Raw genomic sequence first — 25,264 nt, 5'->3', positions numbered from 1 at the left:
CGGCCCCCCCACACCGGTCCGCCTCCGGCGCGCGGCGGCCGGCCCGCCACACCGGTCCGCCTCCGGCGCACGGCACCCACCCCGCGCGCGGTGGGCGTCGGCTCAGTCGTCCTCCCGTTCCTTCTCGGCCAGATGGATCACGCACACCGCGATCGCGATGAGCAGCGCCGGGTCCGCGTCGTCGCGGATGACGTCGATGCCGTAGGTGTCGCGGACGGTGAGCCAGCGGCGGGAGATCACGGCGAGCAGTTCGCCGTCGTACTCCACGGCGAACTCCCGGTCCAGGATCTTGCCGCTGACGTCCAGCTCCGTGCCGTCGGCCAGGGCCACCCGGTAGTGGTTGCGCAGCAGCGACAGCCGCCGGCGTTTGATCGTCGCCAGGGGTTCGCCGGCCCGCTCGATCACCATGGTGTCGCGCAGGGCGAACATCTTCTGGTGGATGTCGATCAGGACCCGCCCCTGGGTGTCCTTCAGTTCCCAGGTGTCCCGCAGGCGCATGGCCTTGCCGTCGACGAGGAAGACCTTGCTGCCACGGTCGTCCTCGATCCAGTAGTCGTCACCGATGCCGAGGAGCCGGTCGTACACGAGGAATCTCATGCTGTGAGCGCTTCCCCGGCCGCCCCCGAGAAACGCCGCCGGTAGGCCGACGGGCTGAGTCCGGTCTCGCGCCGCAGCCGCGCCCGCAGGTTGGCCGCGGTGCCGAGCCCGCTGCGGGCGGCGACGACATCCAGCCGTTCCTCACCGCGTTCGATCAGCCGCCGGGCCAGGGTGACGCGCTCCGCCGTGAGCCAGGCCAGCGGCGTCGTGCCGAGCTCGCTGCGGAAGCGGCGGTGCAGCGTGGCGGGGCTGACACGCGCGCGTGCCGCGAGATCGGCGACCGTCAGCGGTTCCCCCAGCCGTTCCTGCGCCCAGGCGAGCAGCGGGGCGAGGGACTCGTCCCGGACGGCCGGCACCGGGCGCTCCACGAACTGGCGCTGCCCGCCGTCGCGGTGGGCGGCGAACACCAGGCGCCGGGAGACATGGTTGGCGATCTCCGCGCCGTGGTCGCGCCGGACGACGTGCAGACCGAGGTCGAGGGCGGAGGCGCTGCCGGACGCGGTGAGGATGTCGCCGTCGTCCACGAACAGCACGTCCGGCTCCAGCCGTACCTCGGGGAACCGGGCGCGGAACGACTGCGCCCACATCCAGTGGCAGGCCGCGCGGCGCCCGTCCAGCAGCCCGGCCTCCGCGATCGTGAACGCGCCGGAGCAGAAGCCGATGAGCCGGGTTCCCCGCGCGTGGGCCCGGCGCACGGCGTCCAGTACGCGCGCCGAGCGCGGGGTGTCGGTGTCCGGGCGGTTCGGCACGATCAGCGTGTCCGCCTCCTCGGCGGCCTCGAGCCCCGCGACCCCGGTGAGCGTGAAGAACCCGTCCCGCATCCGGGTCGCCGGCCCGTCCGCGCACAGCCGGAAGTCGTACAGTTCGCGGCCCAGTTCCGGGCGGCGCAGGCCGAACACCTCGATGGCGCAGCTCATCTCGAACGGATTGGAGTTCTCGTCGACGATCAGGACGACACGGTGCGAGGATCCTTGCGGCATGTGCGATTCCTAGCACTCGCGCGTGCCGGGGGCCAGTCGCAGGATGACGTCATGAGCAGCGAACCGATCTCCCTGGCCACCGCCCTCGCCTCCTTCACCGAGCAGTGGAGCCCGCGCATCGTCACCACCGTCAACGACTACGACGTCCGCGTCGCCAAGGTGGAGGGCGAGCACGTCTGGCACGTCCACGAGCACACCGACGAGTTCTTCCTGGTCCTTGCCGGCGAGCTGCACATCGGCCTGCGCGAGCCGTCCGGGGAGCGCACGGTGGTCCTGCCGCGCGGCTCGGTCTTCACGGTGCCGCGCGGCACGGAACACAAGCCGTACGCCCCCGGCCCGGCGGAGATCCTGCTCCTCGAACCCTCCGGCACCCTCACGGTCGGCGACCGGCATGACGAGGTCCCGGCCCATGTGGACGCGACGACGGGGCACGCTCTGGGCTGACTGTCACCGGCGGGTGGCACCCTTGATCCATGAGCCACTCCGCACCCCGTCGCGCCCGAGTCCGCGCTCCCGAGCTGGTCGGCAAGGGCGGCTGGCTGAACACCGGCGGCCGGCAGTACAGCCTTGCCGATCTGCGCGGACGGATCGTCGTTCTCGACTTCTGGACCTTTTGCTGCATCAACTGCCTGCACGTCCTCGACGAGCTGCGGGAGCTCGAGGCCAAGCACCCGGACACCGTCGTCGTGATCGGCGTGCATTCGCCGAAGTTCGTGCACGAGGCGGACCACGGGGCCGTGGTGGACGCCGTCGAGCGGTACGGCGTGGAGCATCCCGTGCTGGACGACCCGGAGCTCGCGACGTGGAAGCAGTACGCGGTGCGGGCGTGGCCGACGCTCGTGGTGATCGACCCGGAGGGGTACGTCGTCGCGCAGCACGCCGGTGAGGGGCATGTGCACGCCATCGAGCGGCTCGTGACGCAGCTGGAGGCCGAGCACGCGGCCAAGGGCACCCTGCGGCGCGGCGAGGGGCCGTACGTCCCGCCGGAGCCCGAACCGACCAGCTTGCGTTTTCCCGGCAAGGCGCTACTGCTGCCGTCGGGGAATCTGCTGGTCAGCGACACCACCCGGCACCAGCTCGTGGAGCTCGAGGCCGACGGGGAGAGCGTCGTGCGGCGGATCGGGTCCGGTGTGCGCGGCTTCGCCGACGGCGGGCCGGAACAGGCCGCCTTCAATGAGCCGCAGGGCCTCGCCCTCCTCGACGACGGAGCCGTGGTCGTCGCCGACACCGTCAATCACGCCCTGCGCCGCTACGACCCGGCGAGCGGGGAGGTCACCACGCTCGCCGGGACCGGGCGGCAGTGGATGCAGGGCGCGCCCACCGGGGGTCCCGCGCGCGAGGTCGATCTGTCCTCGCCGTGGGACGTGGCGTCGTGGCAGGGCCGGGTGTGGATCGCCATGGCCGGGGTGCACCAGCTGTGGGCCTACGATCCGGCGACGCGGACCGTGGCTGTCACGGCGGGGACCACGAACGAGGGGCTGGTGGACGGGCCCGGCGCCGAGGCCTGGTTCGCACAGCCTTCCGGGCTGGCGGCCACGCCCGAGCGGCTGTGGCTCGCCGACTCCGAGACGAGCGCGCTGCGCTGGGTGGAGCCCGACGGCAGCGTCCACACGGCCGTCGGCACCGGTCTGTTCGACTTCGGCCACCGTGACGGCGCCGCCGGCCAGGCACTGCTGCAGCATCCGCTCGGCGTCACCGCGCTGCCCGACGGCTCGGTCGCCGTCTGCGACACCTACAACCACGCGCTGCGCCGCTACGACCCGGCGACCGGCGAAGTCACCACGCTGGCCACGGATCTGCGGGAGCCCAGCGACGCGGTCCTGCTCGGCGACGACATCGTGGTCGTGGAGTCGGCGCGGCACCGGCTGACCCGGCTGCGGCTGCCCGAGGAGGCGGTCCGGGTGGAGGGCGTGGCCCACCGCACCCGGCGCCAGGCCACCGAGGTAGCGCCCGGCGCGGTCCGACTGGACGTCGTCTTCCAGGCGCCGCCCGGTCAGAAGCTGGATGAGCGGTACGGCCCGTCCACCCGGCTGCTGGTCTCCGCCACCCCGCCCGAGCTGCTGCTGGAGGGCGGGGGCGCGGGAACCGACCTGTCCCGCACCCTCGCCCTGAACCCCGCCGTCGAGCAGGGGGTCCTGCACGTCTCCGCGATGGCCGCGTCCTGCGACGACGACCCGGCGAACCCGTACCCGGCCTGCCATGTCCACCAGCAGGACTGGGGCGTTCCGGTCCGCCTCACCGAGGGCGGCGCCGACCGGCTGCCGCTGGTGCTCGCCGGGATGGACGAGCAGGAGCGGTAGGCGTACGGGTCAGACGCCGAAGCCGTCGCTGTAGCCGTCGCGCGTGTGGTGGTGCCGTTCCTCCTCGACGACCGTGGTCGTCGTCGGCGGCACCATGACGCGCCGGCGGCGCGCGATGCTGCTGAAGGTCGAGACACCGATCAGTCCGACGATCATCAGGATGATGCCGACCAGGTCGAGGTTGACCCCCTGCATGTGCCAGTCGGTCGCGAACGTGAGAATGGCTCCCACGGCGATGAGGATGATGCATCCGCCGAGGCCCATGAGTGTCGCCTCCCTGTCCGGTCCGGTCTTTCCGGCCCGGACAGTCGGGTACCCCGCATGTCAACCCCCATGCGGGTGACGGGCGTTCTCAGCTCTCCAGAAACGCGACCAGCGCGTTGGCCAGCAGGTAGGGGTCGTCGGCGCCGCACAACTCCCGTGCGCTGTGCATGGAGAGGATGGCCACGCCGATGTCGACGGTGCGGATGCCGTGCCGGGCGGCGGTGATGGGGCCGATCGTGGTGCCGCACGGCATGGAGTTGTTGGACACGAACGACTGGAAGGGCACGCCGGCCTTGTCGCATGCGGCGGCGAACACCGCTCGGCCCGAACCGTCCGTGGCGTAACGGTTGTTGACGTTGACCTTGAGGAGAGGGCCGCCGTTGACACGCGGGTGGTGCGTGGGGTCGTGGCGCTCCGCGTAGTTGGGGTGCACCGCGTGACCGGTGTCGGAGGAGAGGCAGACGGTGCCGGCGAAGGCACGCGCCCGGTCCTCGTAGGAGCCGCCGCGCGCGAACACCGAGCGCTCCAGCACCGATCCGAGCAGCGGGCCGTCGGCCCCGGTGTCGGACTGCGAGCCGGTCTCCTCGTGGTCGAAGGCGGCCAGGACGGGGATGTAGGAAAGGTCGCGCGCGGCGGCGGCGGTGAGCGCCGCGACGGCCGCGTGCACCGACAGCAGGTTGTCCATGCGCGGGCCGGCCACCAGCTCCCGGTCGCGGCCGAGGTAGGCGGGCGCTTCCACGGAGTGGGTCATCAGGTCCCAGCCGGTGACCGAGCCGCCCGGGAGACCGGCCTCCTGTTCGAGGAAGGAGATCAGGTCGCCCTCGCGGACGTCGTCGCCGAGGCCCCAGATCGGCTGCGCGTGCCGCTGCTTGTCGAGCTTGAGGCCCTCGGTGCCCACCGAGCGGTCGAGGTGGATCGCGAGCTGCGGGACGCGCAGCAGCGGCCGGTCGACGTTCACCAGGCGGGTGGTGCCGTCGCGCAGGGTGAGCCGTCCGGCGAGGCCCAGGTCGCGGTCGAGCCAGGAGTTCAGCAGGGGGCCGCCGTAGATCTCCACCGCGACCTGCCGCCAGCCGTGGGCGCCCGCGTCGGGCAGCGGCTTCACCCGCAGGTTGGGGGAGTCGGTGTGCGCGCCGACGATACGGAACGGCGTGTGGGGTGCGGCGCCCTCGGGGACGTACCAGGCGACGATGGCCCCGCCGCGCAGTACGTACTTGCCGCCGCTCGTCCCGTCCCAGGCGTCCGTCTCGTCGACCTGGCGGAAGCCGGCCTTCTCCAGCCGCTCGGCGGCGTTCGCCACGGCGTGGTACGGCGACGGGCTCGCCGCGAGGAAGGTCATCAGGTCGTCGGTGTGGCCGCGGTCGAAGGGTGTGGCGGCGGCCGGGCGTGAGGGTTCGCTCATGGGTTCACCTTAACGACGGACGAGGGCCCGCTCCCGGTCGAGCGGGAGCGGGCCCTCGTGAGGACTGTGTGGAGGCGGAGCCCGCCGGCGGGGCGGGCCCCGCCGGGTCTCGGCCGGTGCTTAGAACGCGGCTTCGTCCAGCTCCATCAGGTCCAGGTCGACGGCCTCGGCGACCTTGCGGGCGCAGGTGACGCCGGGCAGGACGTTCGCGGCGAAGAACTTCGCCGCGGCGATCTTGCCGGTGTAGAACGCCTTGTCCTTGGCGGAGGCCGTGGCCAGCTTCTCGGCGGCGATCGCGGCGCCCTTGAGCAGCAGGTAGCCGACGACGACGTCACCGGAGGCCATGAGCAGGCGGGTGGTGTTCAGGCCCACCTTGTAGATGTTCTTGGTGTCCTGCTCGGTGGCGGCGAGGTCGGTCAGCATCAGGCCGACGATCGCCTCCAGCTCCACGGCGGCCTTGGCGAGGTGCTCGCGGGCGCCGGCCAGCTCCTCGCCGCCGGTGCCGAGCGCCAGGAACTTCTTGATGTCCTCGGCGAGGGAGTTCAGCGCGGCGCCCTGGTTGCGGACGATCTTCCGGAAGAAGAAGTCCTGGCCCTGGATCGCGGTGGTGCCCTCGTACAGGGTGTCGATCTTGGAGTCCCGGATGTACTGCTCGATCGGGTACTCCTGCAGGAAGCCGGAGCCGCCGAAGGTCTGCAGCGACTGGGCGAGCTGCTCGTAGCCCTTCTCGGAGCCGTAGCCCTTGACGATGGGCAGGAGCAGGTCGTTCAGCGCCTCCTCGGCGGAGGCGTCCTCGCCGTTCGCCTCCTTGATCTGGATCGCGTCCTGGATCGAGGCGGTGTAGAGGACGAGGGCGCGCATGCCCTCGGCGTACGCCTTCTGCGTGATCAGCGAGCGGCGCACGTCGGGGTGGTGGGTGATGGTGACCTTGGGCGCGGTCTTGTCCATGAAGTTGGCCAGGTCCGGGCCCTGGACGCGCTCCTTGGCGTACTCCAGCGCGTTGAGGTAGCCGGTGGAGAGCGTGGAGATCGCCTTCGTGCCGACCATCATGCGGGCGAACTCGATGATGCGGAACATCTGGCGGATGCCGTCGTGCTTGTCGCCGATCAGCCAGCCCTTGGCGGGGTGCTGGTCGCCGAAGGTCATCTCGCAGGTGTTGGAGGCCTTCAGGCCCATCTTGTGCTCGACGTTGGTGGCGTAGACGCCGTTGCGCTCGCCCAGCTCGCCGGTCTCGAAGTCGAAGAGGTACTTCGGGACGAGGAAGAGGGACAGGCCCTTGGTGCCGGGGCCGGCGCCCTCGGGACGGGCGAGCACGTAGTGGAGGATGTTCTCCGACATGTCGTGCTCACCGGAGGTGATGAAGCGCTTCACGCCCTCGATGTGCCAGGAGCCGTCCTCCTGCTGCACGGCCTTGGTACGGCCGGCGCCCACGTCCGAGCCGGCGTCCGGCTCGGTGAGGACCATGGTGGAGCCCCACTGCTTCTCGACCGCGATCTTGGCGATGTGCTTCTGGACCTCGTTGCCCTCCTCGAAGAGGATGCCGGCGAACGCGGGGCCCGAGGAGTACATCCACACGGCCGGGTTGGCGCCCAGGATCAGCTCGGCGTAGGCCCAGATCAGGGAGCGCGGCGAGGTGGTGCCGCCGATCTCCTCGGGCAGGCCGAGGCGCCAGTACTCGGAGTCCATGAACGCCTGGTAGCTGTTCTTGAAGGACGCCGGGACGGGCGCGGTGTTGGTCTCCGGGTCGAAGACCGGCGGGTTGCGGTCGGCGTCGGCGAAGGACGCGGCCAGCTCGTTCTCGGAGAGGCGGGTCAGCTCCTCCAGGACGCTCTTGGCGGTGTCGAGATCCATCTCCTCGAACGGGCCGGTGCCGTACACCTTGTCGCGCCCCAGTACTTCGAAGAGGTTGAACTCGATGTCGCGGAGATTCGACTTGTAGTGCCCCATGGCGACGGCTCCGTTGAGGATTCGGCGAGGCACTGGACTCCTCGCGCCTTTACACGTACCAGCAAGTAGCTACGATGATGCTACCCGTCGGTAATAAGCCGCAACCCCGATCCGGGTATCTGTGACCCACCCCTCGCCATGGTGTCAGTACGCTTACGGTCATGTACGGCTACGACCAGAACGGCGCCCAGCAGCAGTACGCCCCGCCGCAGCAGCCGATGGCGGGCGGATACGGGCAGCAGCCGCCGCTGTACCCCGAGCCGTCGCCGCCGTCCCTCGCCGACGCCGTGCGCGCCTTCACCACGGGGCAGATGTCGCCGGAGGACTTCCAGCAGATCTTCGCCACGTCGAAGGTGTACTGCCCGCGCGGTGACACCCCGGGCTTCCTGGCGCTGCACAACACGCAGCAGCCGGTGATCCCGATGTTCACCTCGCTCAAGGAACTGCGCCGCTACGCGGGCAAGGAGTCCAAGTACTTCGTGATCACCGGCGCCGAGGTGATCGACCTGCTGCCGACCGGCTACGGCTTCGTCCTGGACATGGAGGGCGAACACCGCATGGTCTTCGACGCGAAGGCGGTCGAACAGATGGTCGACTTCGCGATGCGCCGCATGTACGGCTGACGGCCCCTCCGGGGGTTGGCGGGGGGTTCCTTCGGGGGGTGGCTGGTTTCTCCGGGGGTTGGTGGTCCGCTTCGGGGGTGGCGGGGTTCCCTTCGGGGCCGACCGCGGCCGACCGCCCGCTCGACGGCGCCTGCTGAACGGCTCCCTCCGCGGGGAGCCGGCGGTTGTCATGCACGCGGGCTGCGTGGCGCGGCTGCCTGCCCGGCTGCGCGGGGCGGCGCCTGCCTTGGGTGGCCCGCGCGACCGCGGGGCACCGCCACCGGTGCTTCCCGTCCGCCGGCGCGATCGTGTTTTCCCGACGTCTTCACCCGCTCGCCTTGGCTCGCTGACCGCGTACTACCCGCGAGGGGTCGTGGTCGGTGGGCGAGTAAGTGCAGGTCGTGGGGGGTGGGGAGGGTGGGGGGCGAGGTGGGGCGGCCGGAGGACGGGTTTTGGTGTTGTGAAGGGTGAGCCTCGCGATCCGGTGGGCGGCGGCCGGGAATGAGTTCCGGGCTTTCGTGGTTCCGGGTGGCAGGAAGTTCAACGCTCAACTAAAGTGGGCGTACCAAGGAGGTACCGACCATGCCTGCAGTGACCGTCGAGAACCCGCTGATGCTCCCCCGCGTGACCGCTCCCGCCGACGCCGTGGCGCGGCCCGTGCTCGCGGTCACCACCGCGCCGGGCGGATTCGAGGGCGAGGGCTTCCCGGTGCGCCGGGCGTTCGCCGGGATCAACTACCGCCACCTCGACCCGTTCATCATGATGGATCAGATGGGCGAGGTGGAGTACGCGCCGGGCGAGCCCAAGGGCACCCCCTGGCACCCCCACCGCGGCTTCGAGACCGTCACCTACATCATCGACGGGATCTTCGACCACCAGGACTCCCAGGGCGGTGGCGGCACCATCACCAACGGCGACACCCAGTGGATGACGGCCGGCTCCGGCCTGCTGCACATCGAGGCGCCGCCGGAGCACCTGGTCGTCTCGGGCGGCCTCTTCCACGGCCTGCAGCTGTGGGTGAACCTCCCCGCCAGGGACAAGATGATGGCGCCGCGCTACCAGGACATCCGCGCGGGCTCGGTCCAGCTGCTCACCTCGCCGGACGGCGGCGCGCTGATGCGTGTCATCGCCGGTGAGCTGGACGGGCACGCCGGTCCCGGTATCACGCACACGCCGATCACCATGGTCCACGCCACGCTCGCGCCGGGCGCCGAGATCACCCTGCCCTGGCGGGAGGACTTCAACGGCCTGGCGTACGTGCTGGCCGGTCGCGGCAGCGTGGGCGCCGAGCGGCGGCCGATCCACCTGGGCCAGACCGCCGTGTTCGGCGCCGGGTCCTCGCTGACCGTCCGCGCGGACGACAAGCAGGACGGGCACACGCCGGACCTGGAGGTCGTGCTGCTCGGCGGCCGGCCGATCCGTGAGCCGATGGTCCACTACGGCCCGTTCGTGATGAACACCAAGGACGAACTCATGCAGGCCTTCGAGGACTTCCAGAAGGGCCGCCTGGGCACCGTCCCCGCCGTGCACGGCATGACGGAGGAAGGCCCGCAGGCCTGACACCCCGTACGTCGGCACCCTGTCGCACCCCGACGCACCCCGACGCACTCTGACGCCCTGTCACCCGGGCGGGCCGTCCCGACGGGACAGCCCGCCCGGGCCGTGGTGCGGTGAAGGGGTGCAGCTGCTCCCCGACTCCGCCCGCCGTCTCGCCGCGTGGTGCGCGCTCGCCCTGCTCGTCGCGGGCGTCGGCTGGGTCGGCGTACAGCTGTGCTCGGAGCTGCGGACGGCCGTGACGCCGGTGCTGCTGGCGCTGCTCGGCACCGCGCTGCTCGGGCCGCTGCACCGGCGGCTGGTGCGGGCGCACGTCAACCGGTCGCTGGCCGCGGGGCTGACCTGCGTCGCCGTCGTCGCCGTGGTCGGCGGCGCGGTGTACATCGTGGTGGCCGCGCTGATCGACACCGGCGACCAGATCGTCTCCTCCCTCAAGGAGGCCGCCCGGGGCGTCACCACCCACTTCGGGGCGGCCGGCACCTCGCTGGACGACCTCGCCACCAACGGCCGTCAGCTGCTCGGCAAGTTCGGCGGGACCGCCGCGCACAACGTGATCAGCGGCGTCAGCGTGGTCGGCGAGTCCATCGCCATGGCCGTGCTCGCCCTGCTGCTCGTCTTCTTCTTCCTGCGCGACTCCGACAAGGCCGCCGGCATCGTGCGGGCGCTGGCCCCGCGCGGGAACGCCGACACCCTGGAGGCGGTGGCCCGCCGGGCCTACCGCGCCGTCGAGGGCTTCATGCGCGGCACCACGTTCATCGCCCTCATCGACGCCCTGTGCATCACCGTCGGCCTGCTGATCCTGCGCGTGCCCGGCGCGGTCGGCCTCGGCGCGCTGGTGTTCGTCGGGGCGTACATCCCCTACCTCGGCGCGTTCATCTCCGGCGCGGTCGCCGTGCTCGTCGCGCTCGCCGACCGCGGGTTCGTCATCGCGCTGTGGGCGCTCGGGGTGGTGCTCGCGGTCCAGGTGCTGGAGGGGCACGTGCTCCAGCCGGCGATCCAGAGCCACACCGTGCAGATGCATCCCGCCGTGGTGATGCTCGCGATCACCGCGGGCGCCTCCGTGGCCGGCATCCTCGGCATGCTGCTCTCCGTCCCGCTGACCGCGGCCGCCTTCGGCGTCGTCCAGGAACTGCGCGAGCGCGGCGGCGAGCCCGCGGACGCGTAAGTCCTGGGAACGCCGCTGCGGATGGGTCGCACGGGAGTGGTCGTGCGGATGCGGCCTCAGGTGCCCGGGCGCAGACTGATCGGGTGAGCGGAACGCGCACGAGACGACGTCGGAGCGCGGACGGCGCCGGACGCGCCGCCTCCCAGCCACTGGCGCTCGCGGCCATGATGTGCGCCGTGGCGATGACCTTCATCGACCAGACGATCGTGTCGATCGCCGCCCCCGACATCGTCTCCGAACTCCATCTGACCAGCTCCGGCATGCAGTGGGTGGTCAACGCCTACCTGCTCGCCCTCGCGGCGTTCTTCGCGCTCGGCGGCCGCCTCGCCGACCTGTTCGGGCCGCGCCGTGTCGTCGTCGCCGGCTCGCTGATCTTCGTCGTCTCCTCGGTGCTGTGCGGCTGTGTGCCCACCGGCGGCTCCCCGCTGACCTGGCTCGTCGTCTTCCGGGCGACCCAGGGGCTGGGCGCCGCCCTGCTGTTCCCGGCGGCGCTCGCGGTGGTCGTGGCGGTGTTCCCGGTGGAGCGCAGGGGCCGTGCCCTCGCCCTGTTCTTCGGCCTGACCGGCGCCCTGACCGCCATCGGCCCGCTGCTGGGCGGCTGGCTGACGGACTGGACCTGGCGGGCGATCTTCTGGGTCAACGTCCCCGTCGCGATCGTGGCGCTCGCCCTCACCGCGCTCGCCCGCATCCCCGCCCAGCGCCGCGACGAGCCGCTCGACGTGCCCGGCGCGGTGCTCATCGCCGTCGGCATGGGCCTGAGCGTGCTCGGCTTCCAGCAGGCCGCGACCTGGGGCTGGGACTCCGCGGCCACCTGGGGCTGCATCGCCGGCGGCCTCGCCGTCCTCGGCCTCTTCTGCCGCTACGAGCTGGGCGTGCGCCACCCCTTGATCAACCTCGCGGTGTTCCGCGACCGGGCCTTCACCGTCGACGTGCTGGTGCTGTTCTTCGCGATGCTGGCGTTCGTCCCGCTGTTCTTCTTCGCCTCGGTCTACGCCCAGATCTCGCTCAGCGCCTCCCCCAACCAGGCCGCGCTGTTCCTGCTGTACTTCTTCGCCGGGTTCGCCCTCGCCTCGCAGTGGGGCGGGCGGATCCTGGACCGGCGGGGGGCGCGACCCGCGATGAAGGCGGGCTGTGTGATCGGCGCCGTCGGCTTCGCGCTGTGGGCCGGGAAGCTGACCGACCTGTCCATGCACGACCAGTGGCCCTACGCCGCGCTCGCGGGCGCCGGCATCGGCTTCATCCTCGCGCCCGCCTCCACGGACGCCGTCAACCGCGCGATCGGCGCCTCCTACGGCGAGGTCACCGGCGTCACCCAGACCGTGCGCAACTTCGCCGCGAGCATCGGCCTCGCCGTCTACGGCACGCTGCTGACCCACGCGATGACCGCCCATGTCACGGACACCCTGCGCGGACGCGGTATGCCACCGGACGCGGCGCGCTCCGCGGCCGGCCGCGTGGCCGAGGCGGTCACCGGCAACCCGGACGCCGCCACCCCCTCCGGCGGCGGCCCGCTCGCCTCGACCATGCGCACCGCGATGTCCGCGATCCGGAGCGACTTCGCCGAGGCCAACCAGTGGGTCTTCTACGGCATGGCGATCGCCCTCGGCATCGGCTACCTGTGCGCCCTGCGCCACCCGGGCGGCCGCGCCGGCCAGGAACCGGCCCCGGCCGCCCAGGAGCCGGAGGAGCGGCAGCGGAACGGCGCGGGCAGCGCCGGCAGTGGCGACAGCGCCGACAGCGCCGACAGCGGCGGACGGCGGTCGTCGGGGCACCGCGCCCGGTAAGGCGGCCGGCAGCCGGGAAGCCGGTTCGCCGACCGCGCCTACGCCCTGCTCAGCACCTACGCCTGGCTCTCCACCCCGTCGAGGTGCTCGCCGAGGTGCTCGCCGACGTGCTTGTCGAGCTGCTCGTCGGGGTGTGCCTCGCCGTCCCCGCTCCTTCCGCCCGGCGCGAAGCCGTCCCCGCTCTTCTCGCCCAGCTCGAACCAGATGCTCTTGCCCTCGCCGCGCGGGGCCACGCCCCAGGTGTCGGCGAGCAGCTCCATCAGGACCAGGCCGCGCCCGGAGGACGCCAGCTCGCCGGGCCGGCGCCGGTGGGGCAGGTCGTCGCTGGTGTCGGTGACCTCCACCCGGATGCGGCGCTCGCCCGGCGCGCCGCCGACCTCGGCGACGAGCAGCGCGTCGGCGTCGGTGTGCACGAGGACGTTGGTGAGCATCTCGGAGACCAGCAGGACGGCGGAGTCGACTTGGTCGGGGGAGGGCCAGTCGTGCAGCAGCTCGCGCAGCTGCTGCCGGGCCGTGGCGACCCGCTCCGGTTCGGCCTGCGCGACGGTCAGCACCGAGCGCCGTACCGGCGTCCGTACGGCGGCGGAGCCGTTCTCGCCCGCCGGGTGCCGGCCGAGCAGCACCAGGGCGATGTCGTCCTCGCGGCGGTCGGTGAGCGGGCCGGTGGTGTGGTGCGAGGACGGGCCGTGGACGGCCTGGACCAGGGCGTCGGCGAGGGCGTCGAGGTTCCCGTCGTGGGTCTCCATGATCGTGCGGACCCGGCTCCAGCCGGAGTCCAGGTCATGGCCGCCGGTCTCGATCAGGCCGTCGGTGCACAGCAGCAGCGTCTCGCCGGGCATCAGGGTGAGCCGGGTCGTCGGATAGTCGCTGTCCGGGTCGATGCCGAGGGGGAGGCCGCCGGCGGTGGGCCGGTGCAGCACCGTCCCGTCGGGCATGCGGACCGCCGGGTCGAGATGCCCGGCGCGCGCCGAGAGCACGACCCCGGACGCCGGGTCGACCTCGACGTAGAGACAGGTCGCGAAGCGCAGCTCGCCGGGGTCGTCGGTGTGGGTGATGCCGTGGAAGAAGCGGGAGGCGCGGGAGAGGACCGCGTCGGGCCGGTGGCCCTCGGCGGCGTAGGCGCGCAGGGCCGTGCGCAGCTGGCCCATCAGTCCGGCCGCCCGTACGTCGTGGCCCTGGACGTCGCCGATGACCAGGGCGAACCGGTTGCCCGGCAGCGGGATCATGTCGTACCAGTCGCCGCCGACCTGGAGTCCGCCGCCGGTCGGGACGTACCGGGCGGCGATGCTCATGCCGGGGATCTTCGGGCCCAGCACGGGCAGCATCGAGCGCTGGAGTCCGTCGGTCAGCTCCCGCTCGGTCTCGGCCGCGCCGGCCCGGGACAGGGCCTGGGCGAGCATCCGCGCCACCGTCGTCAGCACGGACCGCTCGTCGGGCGTGAAGGCGACCGGATAGGTGAACGCGGCCATCCAGGCGCCCATCGTGCGCCCGCCCACGGTGAGCGGCAGGAACGCCCAGGAGCGGCGGTTGAAGCGCTGGGCGAGCGGCCAGGTCAGCGGGTAGCGCGCCTTGTACTCCTCGGGCGAGGACAGGTACACCGCGCGGCCGGTGCGCACCACCTCGGCGGCCGGGTAGTCCGTGCCCAGCGCCATCTGCGCGAACGGTCCCTCGTCGCCGGGCTGCTGCCCGTGGTGGCCGATGATCGTCAGCCGGTCGGCCTCCGCGCCGAACACCGCGAGTCCGTCCGGTGAGAATCCCGGCATCGACAGCCCCGCCGCCACCCGCAGCACCTCGGCCGTGGAGCGGGCCTCGGCCAGCGCGCGGCCCGCGTCCAGCAGGAACGCCTCCCGGGAGCGCCGCCAGTCGCCGGTCACCGCGCTGCGGCCGGCCGGGGTGCCCGGCGCCGGTTCGGTGACCTCCTGGAGGGTGCCGATCAGTTCGTACGCCTTCTTCTTTGGGTCGAAGGCCGGCTTGGAGCGGGAGCGCACCACGCGCAGGACGCGGCCGGTGTCGTCCATGATCCGGATGCGTACCTCGGCGAGGGTGCCCTCGGCGACCGCCAGCTGGATCACGCCGGTGATCTCGTTCCAGTCGACGGGGTGCAGCCGGGCGCGCACCTGGGCCTCGGTGAGGACGACCGGCTCGGCGGGCAGCCCGAGCAGCCGCGCCGCCTCCGCGTCCACGGTGACCTGCCCGGCTGCGGTGTCCCAGTGCCACAGGCCGGTCGCGAGGGCGGCGAGGACCTCCTCCACGGCGGGCAGGGGCTCACCAGTACGCATTGCCCCACTTTAAGAAGATCTGTTCGCATCATGCCACCGAAGCAGGTCGGCGCAGGGGCCGACGGCTCTCCGGGAGGGCCCGCGCGGCGACGGAGACGGGCTCGTCGCGGCGGCCCGCGCGGTAATGGTGGGGAGGCGATCGCGGGGCGGCCGGTACCCTTGAAAAGTCCGGGCACCGGGCCCCGGAGATACCCGATCCGCGAAGACTGGATGAACGACGATGCATCGGTACAGGTCCCACACCTGCGGCGAGCTCCGCGCCTCTGACGTCGGCACCGACGTCCGGCTGAGTGGCTGGCTGCACAATCGGCGCGACCTGGGCGGCATCCTCTTCATCGATCTGCGCGACCACTACGGCATCACGCAGCTGGTCGCCCGCCCCGGCACCCCCGCGTACGAGGCGCTGGACTCGATCTCCAAGGAGTCCACGGTCCGCGTCGACGGCCGCGTTGTTTCACGTGGAACCGAGAACGTGAACCCCGACCTGTCCACCGGCGAGATCGAGGTGGAGGTCGCCGAGGTCGAGCTGCTCGGCGCGGCACAGCCCCTGCCCTTCACCATCAACGCCGAGGACGGCGTCAACGAGGAGCGGCGTCTGGAGTACCGCTTCCTCGACCTGCGCCGCGAGCGCATGCACAAGAACATCATGCTGCGCACGGCCGTGATCTCCGCGATCCGCCACAAGATGACGGCGCTGGGCTTCAACGAGATGGCGACGCCGATCCTGTCCGCGACCTCCCCCGAGGGCGCCCGTGACTTCGTCGTGCCCTCCCGCCTGAACCCGGGCAAGTTCTACGCCCTGCCGCAGGCGCCGCAGCAGTTCAAGCAGCTGCTGATGATCTCCGGCTTCGACCGCTACTTCCAGATCGCGCCCTGTTTCCGCGACGAGGACGCGCGCGCCGACCGCTCGCCCGGCGAGTTCTACCAGCTCGACATCGAGATGTCCTTCGTCGAGCAGGAGGACGTCTTCCAGCCGGTCGAGAAGCTGATGACCGAGCTGTTCGAGGAGTTCGGCGGCGGCCGTCATGTCACGTCCCCGTTCCCGCGCATCCCCTTCCGCGAGGCGATGCTGAAGTACGGCTCCGACAAGCCCGACCTGCGCGCCAAGCTGGAGCTGGTCGACCTCACGGACGTCTTCGAGAACAGCGAGTTCAAGGCGTTCGCCGGCAAGCACGTGCGCGCGCTGCCCGTCCCGGCGGTCCAGGACCAGCCGCGCAAGTTCTTCGACCAGCTCGGCGACTTCGCGGTCTCCCAGGGCGCCAAGGGCCTGGCCTGGGTCCGCGTCGGCGAGGACGGCCAGCTGTCCGGTCCGATCGCGAAGTTCCTCACCGAGGAGAACGTCAAGGTCCTCACCGAGCGCCTCGGCCTGGAGGCCGGCCACGCCGTCTTCTTCGGCGCGGGCGAGTTCGACGAGGTCTCCAAGATCATGGGCGCGGTGCGCGTCGAGGCCGCCAAGCGCGCCGGGCAGTTCGAGGAGAACGTCTTCCGGTTCTGCTGGATCGTCGACTTCCCGATGTACGAGAAGGACGAGGACACGGGCGCGATCGACTTCTCGCACAACCCGTTCTCCATGCCGCAGGGCGGCCTGGAGGCCCTGGAGACCCAGGACCCGCTGGACATTCTGGGCTGGCAGTACGACATCGTCTGCAATGGCGTCGAGCTGTCCTCCGGCGCGATCCGGAACCACGAGCCGGAGATCATGCTCAAGGCGTTCGAGATCGCGGGCTACGACCGCGAGACCGTCGAGGAGAAGTTCGCGGGCATGCTCCGCGCGTTCCGCTTCGGCGCCCCGCCGCACGGCGGCATCGCCCCCGGCGTCGACCGCATCGTGATGCTGCTCGCGGACGAGCCGAACATCCGCGAGACCATCGCCTTCCCGCTCAACGGCAACGCCCAGGACCTGATGATGGGCGCGCCGACCGAGCTCGAGGCGGCCCGCCTGAAGGAGCTGCACCTGACGGTGAACAAGCCGCAGCCGAAGTAGCGGCGACAGCGCGAGCGGCCCGGAACCGACGCAGGTTCCGGGCCGCTGCCGTACCCGCGGCTACTTGGCGACGAACTGCGTCAGGATCGCCTGGACCTCGTAGATGTCGACGCCCTTGGTGAACGTCTTCTCGATCGGGGCGGCCGTGCCGGAGACCCAGATCTTCAGCTCGGCGTCCAGGTCCAGATGGCCGGCGGTCTCCACCGAGAAGTGCGTGATGCTGCGGTAGGGGACGGAGTGGTACTCCACCTTCTTGCCGGTGATGCCCTGCTTGTCGATCAGGATCAGCCGGCGGTCGGTGAACAGGATGGTGTCGCGGATCAGCAGGTAGGCGGCGTGCACCTGCTCGCCCTGGCCGAGCAGCCGGGCGTAGTCCCGCTGGGCCTCGGCCGAGTCGATGCTGTGCGCGTTGCCGAACAGTGCCATGTGGTTCCCCCCACGTGTAGGTGATCTCCGTCGGTGATCACCGGCAATCTATCCGTCCGCACCCTCGGCGTCATCGGGTGAGGCGCCCTCCTCCAGGAGGCGTTCGGCGATGTCGTCGGACCAGTGCTGGGCCCAGGCGCGCAGCGCGGCGATCTCCTCCGCCGGCAGGCCGTACGCGGTGAAGGCGCCGTCCGGGTACCAGTCGGTGCCGGTGAGACGGGACTGCAGGGTCGGCAGGTCGAAGGGGTCGTGGGCGTGGCGGCGGCCCAGTTCCTCAAGGTCGGGGAAGCCGAAGCGGGCGGCGGCGGCCCGCGCGTCGATCAGGTCCACGGCGGCGCCCCGGTCGTACAGGGCCCGGATCTTGGTGCCGACCGCGTCCTCCAGGGACAGCGCGGGACCGGCCTCGCTGAGCACGGGCGGATGCCAGAACGCCTCTTTGTGCAGGGCCAGGGCGCACTCCTCGCCGGTGGGCGGGTCGGTGACGGCCAGCTGCGCGGACAGCGGGGTCAGGGAGACGGCGCGCACCTGACGCCCGCGTGCCTCCAGGGCCGTACGGACGTCGTCCGCGATCCGGTCCATCGGGTCGGGGCTCTGCGTCGCGAGGTCGACGTTTGCGTGCGGGCGGGTCAGCAGACCGTGCGCCTGAAGGGCGTATCCGCCGGCCAGGACCAGCCCGTGCGGGGGGCCGGCGGTGACGGCGTCCGCGAGGAGGCGGTGGTGGGGTGCGGAGAGGTTCACGAAGGCCCCATGCTGTCAGACGCCGGGGCCGTCGCGGTGCCGGGCGCGCCGGGGGCGGACAGCGGACCGCCCCCGGGAGCGGTGCTCCCCGGGGGCGGCCGGCGCGTGTCTACGGCGTCACGCGGTGGGCTTCTCCTCCAGGCGCGGGAAGAGGACCGCGCCCTTGGTGACGGTGGCGCCGGCGGGCAGGCGGCCCCAGTCGGCGGCCTCCTGGACCCGCTGCTCGGCCAGGGCGCCCAGGACGGGCTCCGCGCCGAGCGAGTCCCACAGCTTCTGCGAGGTCTCCGGCATGACCGGGTTCAGCAGCACCGCGACCGCGCGCAGCGCCTCGGCGGCCGTGTAGAGGATCGTCGCCAGACGGGCCCGGCCCTCCGCAGAGTCGTCCTTGGCGACCTTCCAGGGCTCCTGCTCGGTGATGTAGCCGTTGACCTGCTTGACGAAGTCGAAGACCGCCAGGATGCCGCCCTGGAAGTCCAGCTCCTCGCCGATCTTGCGGTCGGCCTCCGCGACGGCCTTGGCCAGCCCGTCGTGGATCGCCTTCTCGGCGTCCCCGTCGGCCGTCGCCTCGGGCAGCGTGCCGCCGAAGTACTTGCCGACCATGGCCGCCACCCGGGAGGCGAGGTTGCCGTAGTCGTTGGCCAGCTCGGAGGTGTACCGGGCGGAGAAGTCCTCCCAGGAGAACGAGCCGTCCTGGCCGAAGGCGATCGCGCGCAGGAAGTACCAGCGGTAGGCGTCCACGCCGAAGTGCGAGGTGAGGTCCTGCGGCTTGATGCCGGTCAGGTTCGACTTCGACATCTTCTCGCCGCCGACCATCAGCCAGCCGTTCGCGGCGATCTTCTTCGGCAGCGGCAGGCCCTGCGCCATCAGCATGGCCGGCCAGATCACCGCGTGGAAGCGGAGGATGTCCTTGCCGACGAGGTGCACGTCGGCCGGGAAGGTCGCCTCGAACTTCTCCGGGTTCTCGTTGTAACCGACCGCCGTCGCGTAGTTCAGCAGCGCGTCGACCCAGACGTAGATGACGTGCTTGGCGTCCCACGGGATCGGGATGCCCCAGTCGAACGTCGAGCGGGAGATCGACAGGTCCTGCAGGCCCTGGCGGACGAAGTTCAGCACCTCGTTGCGCGCGGACTCCGGCTGGATGAAGTCGGGGTTCGCCTCGTAGTGGGCGAGGAGCTTGTCCGTGTACTCGCTCAGCTTGAAGAAGTAGTTCTCCTCGCTGAGGATCTCCACCGGCTTCTTGTGGATCGGGCAGAGCTTCTGACCCGCGTACTCGCCCTCGCCGTCGAGCAGCTCGCCGGGGAGCTTGTACTCCTCGCAGCCGACGCAGTACGGGCCTTCGTAGCCGCCCTTGTAGATCTCGTCCTTGTCGTACAGGTCCTGCACGAACTCCTGGACGCGGTCGGTGTGCCGCTTCTGCGTGGTGCGGATGAAATCGTCGTTCGCGATCTCCAGGTGCTCCCAGAGAGGCTTCCAGGCCTCGGTGACGAGCTTGTCGCACCATTCCTGGGGGGTGACGCCGTTGGCGTCGGCCGTGCGCATGATCTTCTGACCGTGCTCGTCCGTGCCGGTGAGGTACCACACCTTCTCGCCGCGCTGACGGTGCCAGCGCGTGAGCACGTCCCCTGCAACGGTCGTGTAGGCGTGGCCCAGGTGAGGAGCGTCGTTGACGTAGTAGATGGGCGTGGAGACGTAGTACGCCTTCCCCGCCTGCTTCTCGGATCCAGTGGCCGCCATGGTCGAAATCCTACTGGGCTCGTGAAGATCGACTCACACGCGTTTCGGGGGGTGGACGGCCGTGGTCCGGCGTCCACCCCCCGGGTGCGGAGTGCTGTGCGGCGGGCTTACGGGCGCCAGGCCGCCAGTACGCCCTCGTAGAGCTCCTCGTCGGTGAGCTCGCGGGGTGCGGGGCCGGCGTGGAAGAAGGACGTGTTGTCCGTCTTCAGCCTGCGGAGGTAGTCGAAGGCCTTGTTGTCGTGCTCGCCGAAGGCGACGAAGGAGAAGAAGAGCGCGGGGTGGTCCTTCGCGGCGTCCGTGAGGGACCGGGTCGCGGGGGTCTTGGCGTCCGGGGCGCCGTCGGTCTGGAAGACGACGAGGGCGGGGGCCTTGGGGTCCTGCGACGTCCGGTGCAGGTCGATCACCTGCTGAACCGCGGCGTGGTAGCTGGTGCGGCCCATGCGACCGAGGCCGGCGTGCAGCTCGTCGATCTTGTTCTCGTGGTCGGTGAGGGTGAGCTCGCCGGTGCCGTCCACCTCCGTGGAGAAGAAGACGACCGGGACGGTGGCCTCGGGGTCGAGATGCGCGGCGAGGGCGAGGGTCTGCTCGGCGAGGGCCTGGGCGGAGCCGTCCTTGTAATACGGGCGCATGCTCGCGGAGCGGTCGAGGACGAGGTAGACCTTGGCACGGGTGCCGGTGAGATTCTGCTTCTCGAGGGCGGCGGTGGCGGCGTCGTAGGCAGTGGCGAGCGTCGGGCCGACGGGGGTGTCTTGCGGGGTGCTGTCCTGCGGGGTGCTGTCCTGCGGGGTGCTGTCCTGGGGGGTGTCCGTCGGGGCTTCGGCCTCGGCTTCGCCTTCGGCCGTCTCGTTCCCACCCGCACCACCCGTGCGGGATTCGTTGTCGGGTGCGGGTGGCCCCTGTGGGGCGTCCTCGCCGTCGGCGGCCGCGGGCTCCGGGGCGGCAGCCTCCGGCTGCTCTTCCGCCTCCGGCTCCGAGGCCGTCGGCTCCGCCTCCGGCGCCGGCTCCTCGGCCGTGGCCTCGGGCTTCGTCTCGGACGACTCCGGCTCCGCCGCGGTCGGCTCCGCAGCGGGCTCCGGTTCCGGTTGCGCCGCCTTCGGCTCCTCTGCGGGCTCCGGCTCCGTCGTCGCGGACTCCGGTTCCGCCGCCGTCGGCTCGTCCGCGGGCTGTGCGTCGGCGACGGTCGGCTCGTCCGCGGGTTCTGCCTTCGCGGCGGTCGGCTCCTCGGTGAGCTCCGGCTCGTCCGCCGTCGGCTCGTCTGCGGGCTCTGCTTCCGTCGCGGTCGGCTCCGTCGCGGTCGGCTCCGTCGCGGTCGGCTCCGCCGCCGGTTCCGCCTCCGCCGCTGGCTCCGCCTCCGCCGCCGGCTCCGCATCCGCCGCCGTCAGCTCAGCCGCCGGCTCCGCCTCCGGCGCAGCGGTCTCGCCCTCGGGCTCCGCCTGCACCGTCGGCTCAGCTGTGGGCTCTGCCTCCGCCGCCGTCGGCTTCGGCTCGTCCGCAGTCGGCTCCTCTGTCGGCGCCGCCTCCGTTGCCGTCGGCTCGGCCGTGGGCTCTGATTCCGCCGCTGGCGACTCCGCCTCCGCCGTCGGCTCCGTCGGCGTGGCCTCCGTCGTGGGGGTCTGTTCTGCGGGGCGGGTGGGGTTGGGGACCGTTACGTGGTCGAAGGCTGCTGCTACCAGGTCGTGGGTGTCGCGGACCTCCGGGCGGGGTTCCGGGATGCGGGGAGTGGCCGCCGGTTCCGCCGGCAGAGCCGCCGCCGGGATCTCCTCGGCCGCCGCCGGGGTTTCTTCGGCCGCCGTCGGCTGCGACGGCTGCTCGGCCGCCGTCACCTGGTGCTTCGCCGTCGGTTCCGCACTCTCTGCCTCGGCCGTGCGTCCCTTGCGTGATCGGCCGAACGCGTTCCGCAGGAGAGTGAGAATGCCCATGTGCGCAACCCTTCGCGTGAGTTGATGCCCGTAGATCCCTGGCCAGGACGGACACGTAAGGTTAGCGGCCCCCGGTGGTGATCTTGGGGAGGGGTGAGCAGGGCCGGAGGCCCGGTGTCAACACCCCGAAGGCCCCGGCGGGTTCACCCTCTTTTCATCCGGCCGCAGCGCTTCCGCGTGCGCTCGTCCCTGCCGTCACGGTCACACCAAGGGCACGCAAGGGGAGAGTAAAGGCGTACGGCGGCCCGCCCCCGTACGGCGGCCCGCCCCCGTACGGCGGCCCGCTCCCGTCCGGCGGTCCGCCGCCGCACGATGGTCCGTCGCCGTCCGGCCGCCCGCGCCGGTCCTCACGCCTGGGAGAACGCGAGCGTGGTGGCGCTGCTTTCCAGCCACTCCCGGTACGCCGGGGACTGGCGCGCCGCTTCCCAGTAGGCATCCCGCAGAGCGGGGCACACGCCGTCCAGTTCGGTCTCCGTGCGGGCTGCGAGCAGCAGCCGTACGCCGAGGGGGTCGCCCCGCAGCCGGCGTACGGCCGACTCGGGGCGGGACAGGGACGTCGGCTGGCAGACGGTGACGACCTCGCCGGTGGCCACCAGGGAGGCGGCCGTGTGGTAGTCGCCGTGCAGCACGCGGGGGCTCAGTCCGGCCAGCCGCAGCATGCGGTGGACGGCGTCCCACTCGCCGTCCACCGTGGGGTCGACCATCCAGCGGTCCCCGGCGAGGTCGGCGAGGTCGACGACGGGTTTCGCGGCGGCCGGGTGGTCGGCGGGCAGCGACACGAACTGCGGTTCGCGCTCGACCAGGACGCGGGTGCGCAGCCCTTCGGGGACGCGCAGCGGGCAGCCCTCGACCTCGTGCACGAACGCCACGTCGAGCTGGCCGTCGGCGACCATGCGCAGCAGGGCGTTGGGGGAGACGTCCATGTGCAGGCTGGGTTCCTGACAGCGTTGCCGCAGCCGGCGCAGCCAGCCGGGCAGGGCGCGGCTGGCGGTGGAGCCGATGCGCAGATGGGGTCCGCCCAGGGCGGCGGCCCGGGCCTCGGCGACCAGCGAGCGCAGGTCGGCGACCAGAGGGCGGGCCCGGCTGAGCACCAGCCGGCCGAGCGGGGTGGGGCGGCAGCCGGCGCGGGTGCGCAGGAACAGCGTGCCGCCCAGCTCCTGTTCGATGCGGCGCAGCTGGCCGCTCAACGAGGGCTGGGACACGCCGAGATGGCGGGCGGCCCGGTGCAGGCTGCCGGTGTCCGCGATGGCGCACAGCGCGCGGAGGTGCCTCACCTCGAGCTCCATGCCCCCGGAGAGTAAAGCGGAAGCCAGGGTTTCACCAGGGGTTCAACTACCGGCTTAAAAGGGCTGGTTGGGCGGGGATAGGGCCGGGCTATCACCGGTTGCCATCATCACAGGCGTCGCGGCGGCGCCGACACTCACGGATGGCAAGTGACTCGACCCCCACCCCAGGAGTCATCGATGCGCATGCGTATGCCCCTGTCCGCCGTCACGGCGGCCACCGCGATCGCCCTCGGCCTCGCCGCGCCCGGCCTGGCCACGGCCTCCCCGGCGCCGGCCCCGCAGCAGTACCAGGGCTACACCGGCTCGGCGGCCGAGGCCAGGGCGAACCAGGCCTTCTTCGACGCCGTCGTGAAGTCCGTCGCGGCCAAGCGGGCCGCGAACCCGAGCAGCACCGCCGCCGTCACGGTGGTCTACGACCCCTCCGGCGCGCCGTCGTTCCGGACGCAGATATCCCGGGCCGCCCAGATATGGAACAGCTCGGTGTCCAACGTCAGACTCGCGGCGGGTTCCAACGCCGACTTCGCGTACTACGAGGGCAACGACTCCCGCGGCTCGTACGCCTCGACGGACGGCCACGGCAGCGGGTACGTCTTCCTCGACTACCGGCAGAACCAGCAGTACGACTCGACGCGGGTGACCGCGCACGAGACCGGGCACGTCCTCGGCCTGCCGGACCACTACAGCGGGCCGTGCAGTGAGCTGATGTCGGGCGGCGGCCCCGGCCCGTCCTGCACGAACCCCTACCCGAACGCGACCGAGCGTTCCCGGGTGAACCAGCTGTGGGCGTACGGTTTCGCCGCCGCCCTCGACAAGGCCCTGCACAAGGTGCGTTAGGGTCTGCCGTTTGGATCAGGCCGGCCTCGAGCCGCGGTGCGTCTCGGCCGACCCGAGCGGGGTCTGGTGCGTGCAGCTGCAAGGCGGAGGAGGGCGCCAACGCGGTGGGGGTCCCCCCTGCTCGAAGAGCTAGGGGGAGTTGGCAACCGACGACAACGCGGCAGATGTGCGTGCCAGACCCCGCGACGCCGGCGTGATCCAAACGACAGGCCCTAAGCCGCTGCCGCTCCCCACACCCCCCACCGGGACGCGGGTCGCCCTCCTGCACAGGGCGGCCCGCGTCGCCGTTCGGGCGGTGGGTCAGCGGTGGTGCAGGGTGATGTCGGCGACGAGCGTGCGGTGGTCGCTGCCGGCCAGTTTCACAAAGCGGGTCCGGGTGACGGAGAAGTCCCCGGACAGCAGGACGTGGTCGATCTGCACGCCGAAGGCGGGCGTGGTGCGGGCCGGCCAGCTCGGGGCGCGGTCGTGCCCGGCGAGCCGGGCGGCGTCGTACAGTCCGGTGTCCAGGATGCGGCGGAAGGCGGCGTGGTCCTGGGAGGCGTTGAAGTCCCCGGCGATGATCACCGGGTTGCCCCGGGCGGACGCGGCGAAGTCGCGCAGCCGGCCCAGCTCGCGGCGCCACGCCCCGAGCCCGCCGGGCACCGGTGGCATGGGGTGCGCGAGCTGCAGCCGTACGGCGTAGCCGTGGACGTCGGCGACCGCGCCGGGCTCGCCCATGGCGGCGGGCACTCCGGGCGTGGGGGTGAGCGGGAAGCGGCTGAGGATGACGGAGCCCTGGGAGCCGGCGCCGTCCACGGACTGCCGGTAGGGGTAGGTGCCGGAGAGTTCCCGGCGCAGCGCGGTGTCACAGCGCACGTTGTCGCACTCCTGTACGAACACCAGGTCCGGCCGCTGCTGCCGTACGGCCGCGAGCAGGGCGTCGGTGGCGCGGCCGAACTGCGTGTTCGAGGTCAGGACGCGGAAGGAGGCGACGGCCGGCCCCGCGGGCTCGCTGTCCTTGCCGTACGGCTGGATGAACCAGGCGAGCAGGGCCATCACGACGACGCCCCACACCACCCCGCCCCACCACCGGCCCAGCACCGCCAGCAGCAGCCCGGCACCGGTCGGCACCAGCAGCCACGGCAGGAAGGCCAGCAACTGGGGCACGGGCGTGACGCCGTCGGTGCCGGCGATCCGGCATCCGAGCAGGACGCTCACCGCGGCCAGCAGCAGCGCCGCGAACCAGGCGCTCATCCGCGGCCCCGGACCGCCGGCGGCGAAGCGCCGGGCGGCCCCGGTGCCCACGTCAGGGGAAGACGTGCACGGCCTCGATGCGGCCCACGATGTGCGCGTTGAACTCGTCCGGTTCCTCGGCAGGCACCCACAGCTCCAGGATCGTCTCTCCACCGGCCTGCCGCACGGGGTGGCGCGAGAACGCCGGCCACTTTCCCCCGCGGGACGCGGAGGGCGTGGGGTGCCCGTGGTCCGCGTGC

The 25,264-nt window shown here is 71.9% G+C and carries 20 protein-coding genes; 8 read left to right on the top strand and 12 right to left on the bottom strand.

The genetic code is table 11. The annotated features are described in order from the left end of the window. Positions 1-102 precede the first annotated feature (102 nt). Both ACZ64A_RS31055 and ACZ64A_RS31050 read right to left on the bottom strand, forming a co-directional pair. The gene (locus ACZ64A_RS31055) at positions 103-597 is read right to left on the bottom strand and encodes an LURP-one-related/scramblase family protein (RefSeq protein ID WP_469815102.1); all 495 of its coding nucleotides are present in this window, start codon (positions 595-597) and stop codon (positions 103-105) included. Next, positions 594-1,577: a GlxA family transcriptional regulator gene (locus ACZ64A_RS31050; protein WP_469815100.1), complete on the bottom strand. Its 984-nt coding sequence runs from the start codon at positions 1,575-1,577 to the stop codon at positions 594-596. The genes ACZ64A_RS31055 and ACZ64A_RS31050 overlap by 4 nt, the downstream gene beginning before the upstream one ends. Positions 1,578-1,628: 51 nt before the next feature. Between ACZ64A_RS31050 and ACZ64A_RS31045 the strand changes: the two genes are divergently transcribed. After that, on the top strand, positions 1,629-2,021 hold the full coding sequence (locus ACZ64A_RS31045) for a cupin domain-containing protein (RefSeq protein WP_469815099.1): 393 nt from the start codon (positions 1,629-1,631) through the stop codon (positions 2,019-2,021). Between the two features lie 29 nt (positions 2,022-2,050). Then, a complete protein-coding gene (locus ACZ64A_RS31040) occupies positions 2,051-3,877 on the top strand; it encodes an NHL domain-containing thioredoxin family protein (protein WP_469815097.1) in 1,827 nt (608 codons plus the stop codon). A gap of 9 nt (positions 3,878-3,886) precedes the next feature. Here the strand turns inward: ACZ64A_RS31040 and ACZ64A_RS31035 are convergent, their stop codons facing one another. The 3 genes from ACZ64A_RS31035 to ACZ64A_RS31025 form a co-directional block, all read right to left on the bottom strand. Further along, positions 3,887-4,141 carry a DUF6458 family protein gene (locus ACZ64A_RS31035; protein ID WP_361630009.1) on the bottom strand — a complete coding sequence of 85 codons (255 nt, stop codon included), beginning with the start codon at positions 4,139-4,141 and terminating at the stop codon, positions 3,887-3,889. An 88-nt stretch (positions 4,142-4,229) separates the two neighbouring features. After that, entirely contained in the window at positions 4,230-5,540 is a 1,311-nt protein-coding gene (locus ACZ64A_RS31030) for a M18 family aminopeptidase (RefSeq protein WP_469815096.1), read from the bottom strand. A gap of 120 nt (positions 5,541-5,660) precedes the next feature. Then, entirely contained in the window at positions 5,661-7,487 is a 1,827-nt protein-coding gene (locus tag ACZ64A_RS31025; RefSeq protein WP_469815143.1) for an acyl-CoA dehydrogenase, read from the bottom strand. A 161-nt stretch (positions 7,488-7,648) separates the two neighbouring features. Between ACZ64A_RS31025 and ACZ64A_RS31020 the strand changes: the two genes are divergently transcribed. The 4 genes from ACZ64A_RS31020 (at position 7,649) to ACZ64A_RS31005 (ending at position 12,592) form a co-directional block, all read left to right on the top strand. Further along, positions 7,649-8,110 carry an SseB family protein gene (locus ACZ64A_RS31020; protein ID WP_363265242.1) on the top strand — a complete coding sequence of 154 codons (462 nt, stop codon included), beginning with the start codon at positions 7,649-7,651 and terminating at the stop codon, positions 8,108-8,110. Between the two features lie 561 nt (positions 8,111-8,671). Further along, the gene (locus ACZ64A_RS31015) at positions 8,672-9,649 is read left to right on the top strand and encodes a pirin family protein (protein WP_469815095.1); all 978 of its coding nucleotides are present in this window, start codon (positions 8,672-8,674) and stop codon (positions 9,647-9,649) included. A gap of 118 nt (positions 9,650-9,767) precedes the next feature. After that, positions 9,768-10,808 (top strand): AI-2E family transporter, encoded by a 1,041-nt coding sequence (locus tag ACZ64A_RS31010; RefSeq protein WP_469815094.1) that lies wholly within the window; start codon positions 9,768-9,770, stop codon positions 10,806-10,808. Positions 10,809-10,972: 164 nt separating this feature from the next. Further along, complete coding sequence (locus ACZ64A_RS31005; protein WP_469815142.1) at positions 10,973-12,592, top strand: MFS transporter; 1,620 nt, start codon at positions 10,973-10,975, stop codon at positions 12,590-12,592. Between the two features lie 56 nt (positions 12,593-12,648). On the opposite strand, the gene ACZ64A_RS31000 is transcribed toward ACZ64A_RS31005, so the two are convergent. Further along, on the bottom strand, positions 12,649-14,871 hold the full coding sequence (locus ACZ64A_RS31000; protein ID WP_469815093.1) for a SpoIIE family protein phosphatase: 2,223 nt from the start codon (positions 14,869-14,871) through the stop codon (positions 12,649-12,651). Between the two features lie 220 nt (positions 14,872-15,091). On the opposite strand from ACZ64A_RS31000, the gene aspS reads away from it, so the two are divergent. After that, positions 15,092-16,855 (top strand): aspartate--tRNA ligase, encoded by a 1,764-nt coding sequence (gene aspS / locus ACZ64A_RS30995; protein WP_469815091.1) that lies wholly within the window; start codon positions 15,092-15,094, stop codon positions 16,853-16,855. Between the two features lie 60 nt (positions 16,856-16,915). Here aspS and ACZ64A_RS30990 read toward each other — a convergent pair whose 3' ends face one another. The 5 genes from ACZ64A_RS30990 to ACZ64A_RS30970 all read right to left on the bottom strand — a co-directional run bounded on the left by ACZ64A_RS30990 (position 16,916) and on the right by ACZ64A_RS30970 (position 22,958). Continuing rightward, complete coding sequence (locus ACZ64A_RS30990) at positions 16,916-17,281, bottom strand: PH domain-containing protein (protein WP_469815089.1); 366 nt, start codon at positions 17,279-17,281, stop codon at positions 16,916-16,918. Positions 17,282-17,329: 48 nt separating this feature from the next. Continuing rightward, positions 17,330-18,019, bottom strand: a complete 690-nt coding sequence (locus tag ACZ64A_RS30985) for a hypothetical protein (protein WP_469815087.1) — start codon at positions 18,017-18,019, stop codon at positions 17,330-17,332. A 117-nt stretch (positions 18,020-18,136) separates the two neighbouring features. Next, positions 18,137-19,753: a methionine--tRNA ligase gene (metG, locus tag ACZ64A_RS30980; RefSeq protein ID WP_469815086.1), complete on the bottom strand. Its 1,617-nt coding sequence runs from the start codon at positions 19,751-19,753 to the stop codon at positions 18,137-18,139. Positions 19,754-19,860: 107 nt separating this feature from the next. After that, positions 19,861-21,672, bottom strand: coding sequence for a VWA domain-containing protein (locus tag ACZ64A_RS30975; protein ID WP_469815084.1), 1,812 nt, complete (start codon positions 21,670-21,672; stop codon positions 19,861-19,863). A gap of 347 nt (positions 21,673-22,019) precedes the next feature. Beyond that, positions 22,020-22,958: a LysR family transcriptional regulator gene (locus ACZ64A_RS30970; protein WP_469815083.1), complete on the bottom strand. Its 939-nt coding sequence runs from the start codon at positions 22,956-22,958 to the stop codon at positions 22,020-22,022. 177 nt (positions 22,959-23,135) lie between these two features. Here ACZ64A_RS30970 and snpA point away from each other — a divergent pair, with 177 nt between their 5' ends. Beyond that, a complete protein-coding gene (gene snpA / locus ACZ64A_RS30965; protein WP_469815082.1) occupies positions 23,136-23,792 on the top strand; it encodes a snapalysin in 657 nt (218 codons plus the stop codon). Positions 23,793-24,092: 300 nt separating this feature from the next. Here the strand turns inward: snpA and ACZ64A_RS30960 are convergent, their stop codons facing one another. Beyond that, entirely contained in the window at positions 24,093-25,025 is a 933-nt protein-coding gene (locus ACZ64A_RS30960; protein ID WP_469815081.1) for an endonuclease/exonuclease/phosphatase family protein, read from the bottom strand. Between the last annotated feature and the right edge of the window lie 239 nt (positions 25,026-25,264).

Source organism: Streptomyces sp. NPDC104814 (assembly GCF_055583185.1).
This window is presented reverse-complemented; position numbering and strand designations above follow the sequence as displayed.

Bases quoted from the DNA above. Each gene is read 5' to 3' on its own strand.
- ACZ64A_RS31055 (WP_469815102.1), bottom strand. From the start codon at position 597: ATGAGATTCCTCGTGTACGACCGGCTCCTCGGCATCGGTGACGACTAC.
- ACZ64A_RS31050 (WP_469815100.1), bottom strand. From the start codon at position 1,577: ATGCCGCAAGGATCCTCGCACCGTGTCGTCCTGATCGTCGACGAGAAC.
- ACZ64A_RS31045 (WP_469815099.1), top strand. From the start codon at position 1,629: ATGAGCAGCGAACCGATCTCCCTGGCCACCGCCCTCGCCTCCTTCACC.
- ACZ64A_RS31040 (WP_469815097.1), top strand. From the start codon at position 2,051: ATGAGCCACTCCGCACCCCGTCGCGCCCGAGTCCGCGCTCCCGAGCTG.
- ACZ64A_RS31035 (WP_361630009.1), bottom strand. From the start codon at position 4,141: ATGGGCCTCGGCGGATGCATCATCCTCATCGCCGTGGGAGCCATTCTC.
- ACZ64A_RS31030 (WP_469815096.1), bottom strand. From the start codon at position 5,540: ATGAGCGAACCCTCACGCCCGGCCGCCGCCACACCCTTCGACCGCGGC.
- ACZ64A_RS31025 (WP_469815143.1), bottom strand. From the start codon at position 7,487: ATGGGGCACTACAAGTCGAATCTCCGCGACATCGAGTTCAACCTCTTC.
- ACZ64A_RS31020 (WP_363265242.1), top strand. From the start codon at position 7,649: ATGTACGGCTACGACCAGAACGGCGCCCAGCAGCAGTACGCCCCGCCG.
- ACZ64A_RS31015 (WP_469815095.1), top strand. From the start codon at position 8,672: ATGCCTGCAGTGACCGTCGAGAACCCGCTGATGCTCCCCCGCGTGACC.
- ACZ64A_RS31005 (WP_469815142.1), top strand. From the start codon at position 10,973: ATGATGTGCGCCGTGGCGATGACCTTCATCGACCAGACGATCGTGTCG.
- ACZ64A_RS31000 (WP_469815093.1), bottom strand. From the start codon at position 14,871: ATGCGTACTGGTGAGCCCCTGCCCGCCGTGGAGGAGGTCCTCGCCGCC.
- aspS (WP_469815091.1), top strand. From the start codon at position 15,092: ATGCATCGGTACAGGTCCCACACCTGCGGCGAGCTCCGCGCCTCTGAC.
- ACZ64A_RS30990 (WP_469815089.1), bottom strand. From the start codon at position 17,281: ATGGCACTGTTCGGCAACGCGCACAGCATCGACTCGGCCGAGGCCCAG.
- metG (WP_469815086.1), bottom strand. From the start codon at position 19,753: ATGGCGGCCACTGGATCCGAGAAGCAGGCGGGGAAGGCGTACTACGTC.
- ACZ64A_RS30975 (WP_469815084.1), bottom strand. From the start codon at position 21,672: ATGGGCATTCTCACTCTCCTGCGGAACGCGTTCGGCCGATCACGCAAG.
- ACZ64A_RS30970 (WP_469815083.1), bottom strand. From the start codon at position 22,958: ATGGAGCTCGAGGTGAGGCACCTCCGCGCGCTGTGCGCCATCGCGGAC.
- snpA (WP_469815082.1), top strand. From the start codon at position 23,136: ATGCGCATGCGTATGCCCCTGTCCGCCGTCACGGCGGCCACCGCGATC.
- ACZ64A_RS30960 (WP_469815081.1), bottom strand. From the start codon at position 25,025: ATGAGCGCCTGGTTCGCGGCGCTGCTGCTGGCCGCGGTGAGCGTCCTG.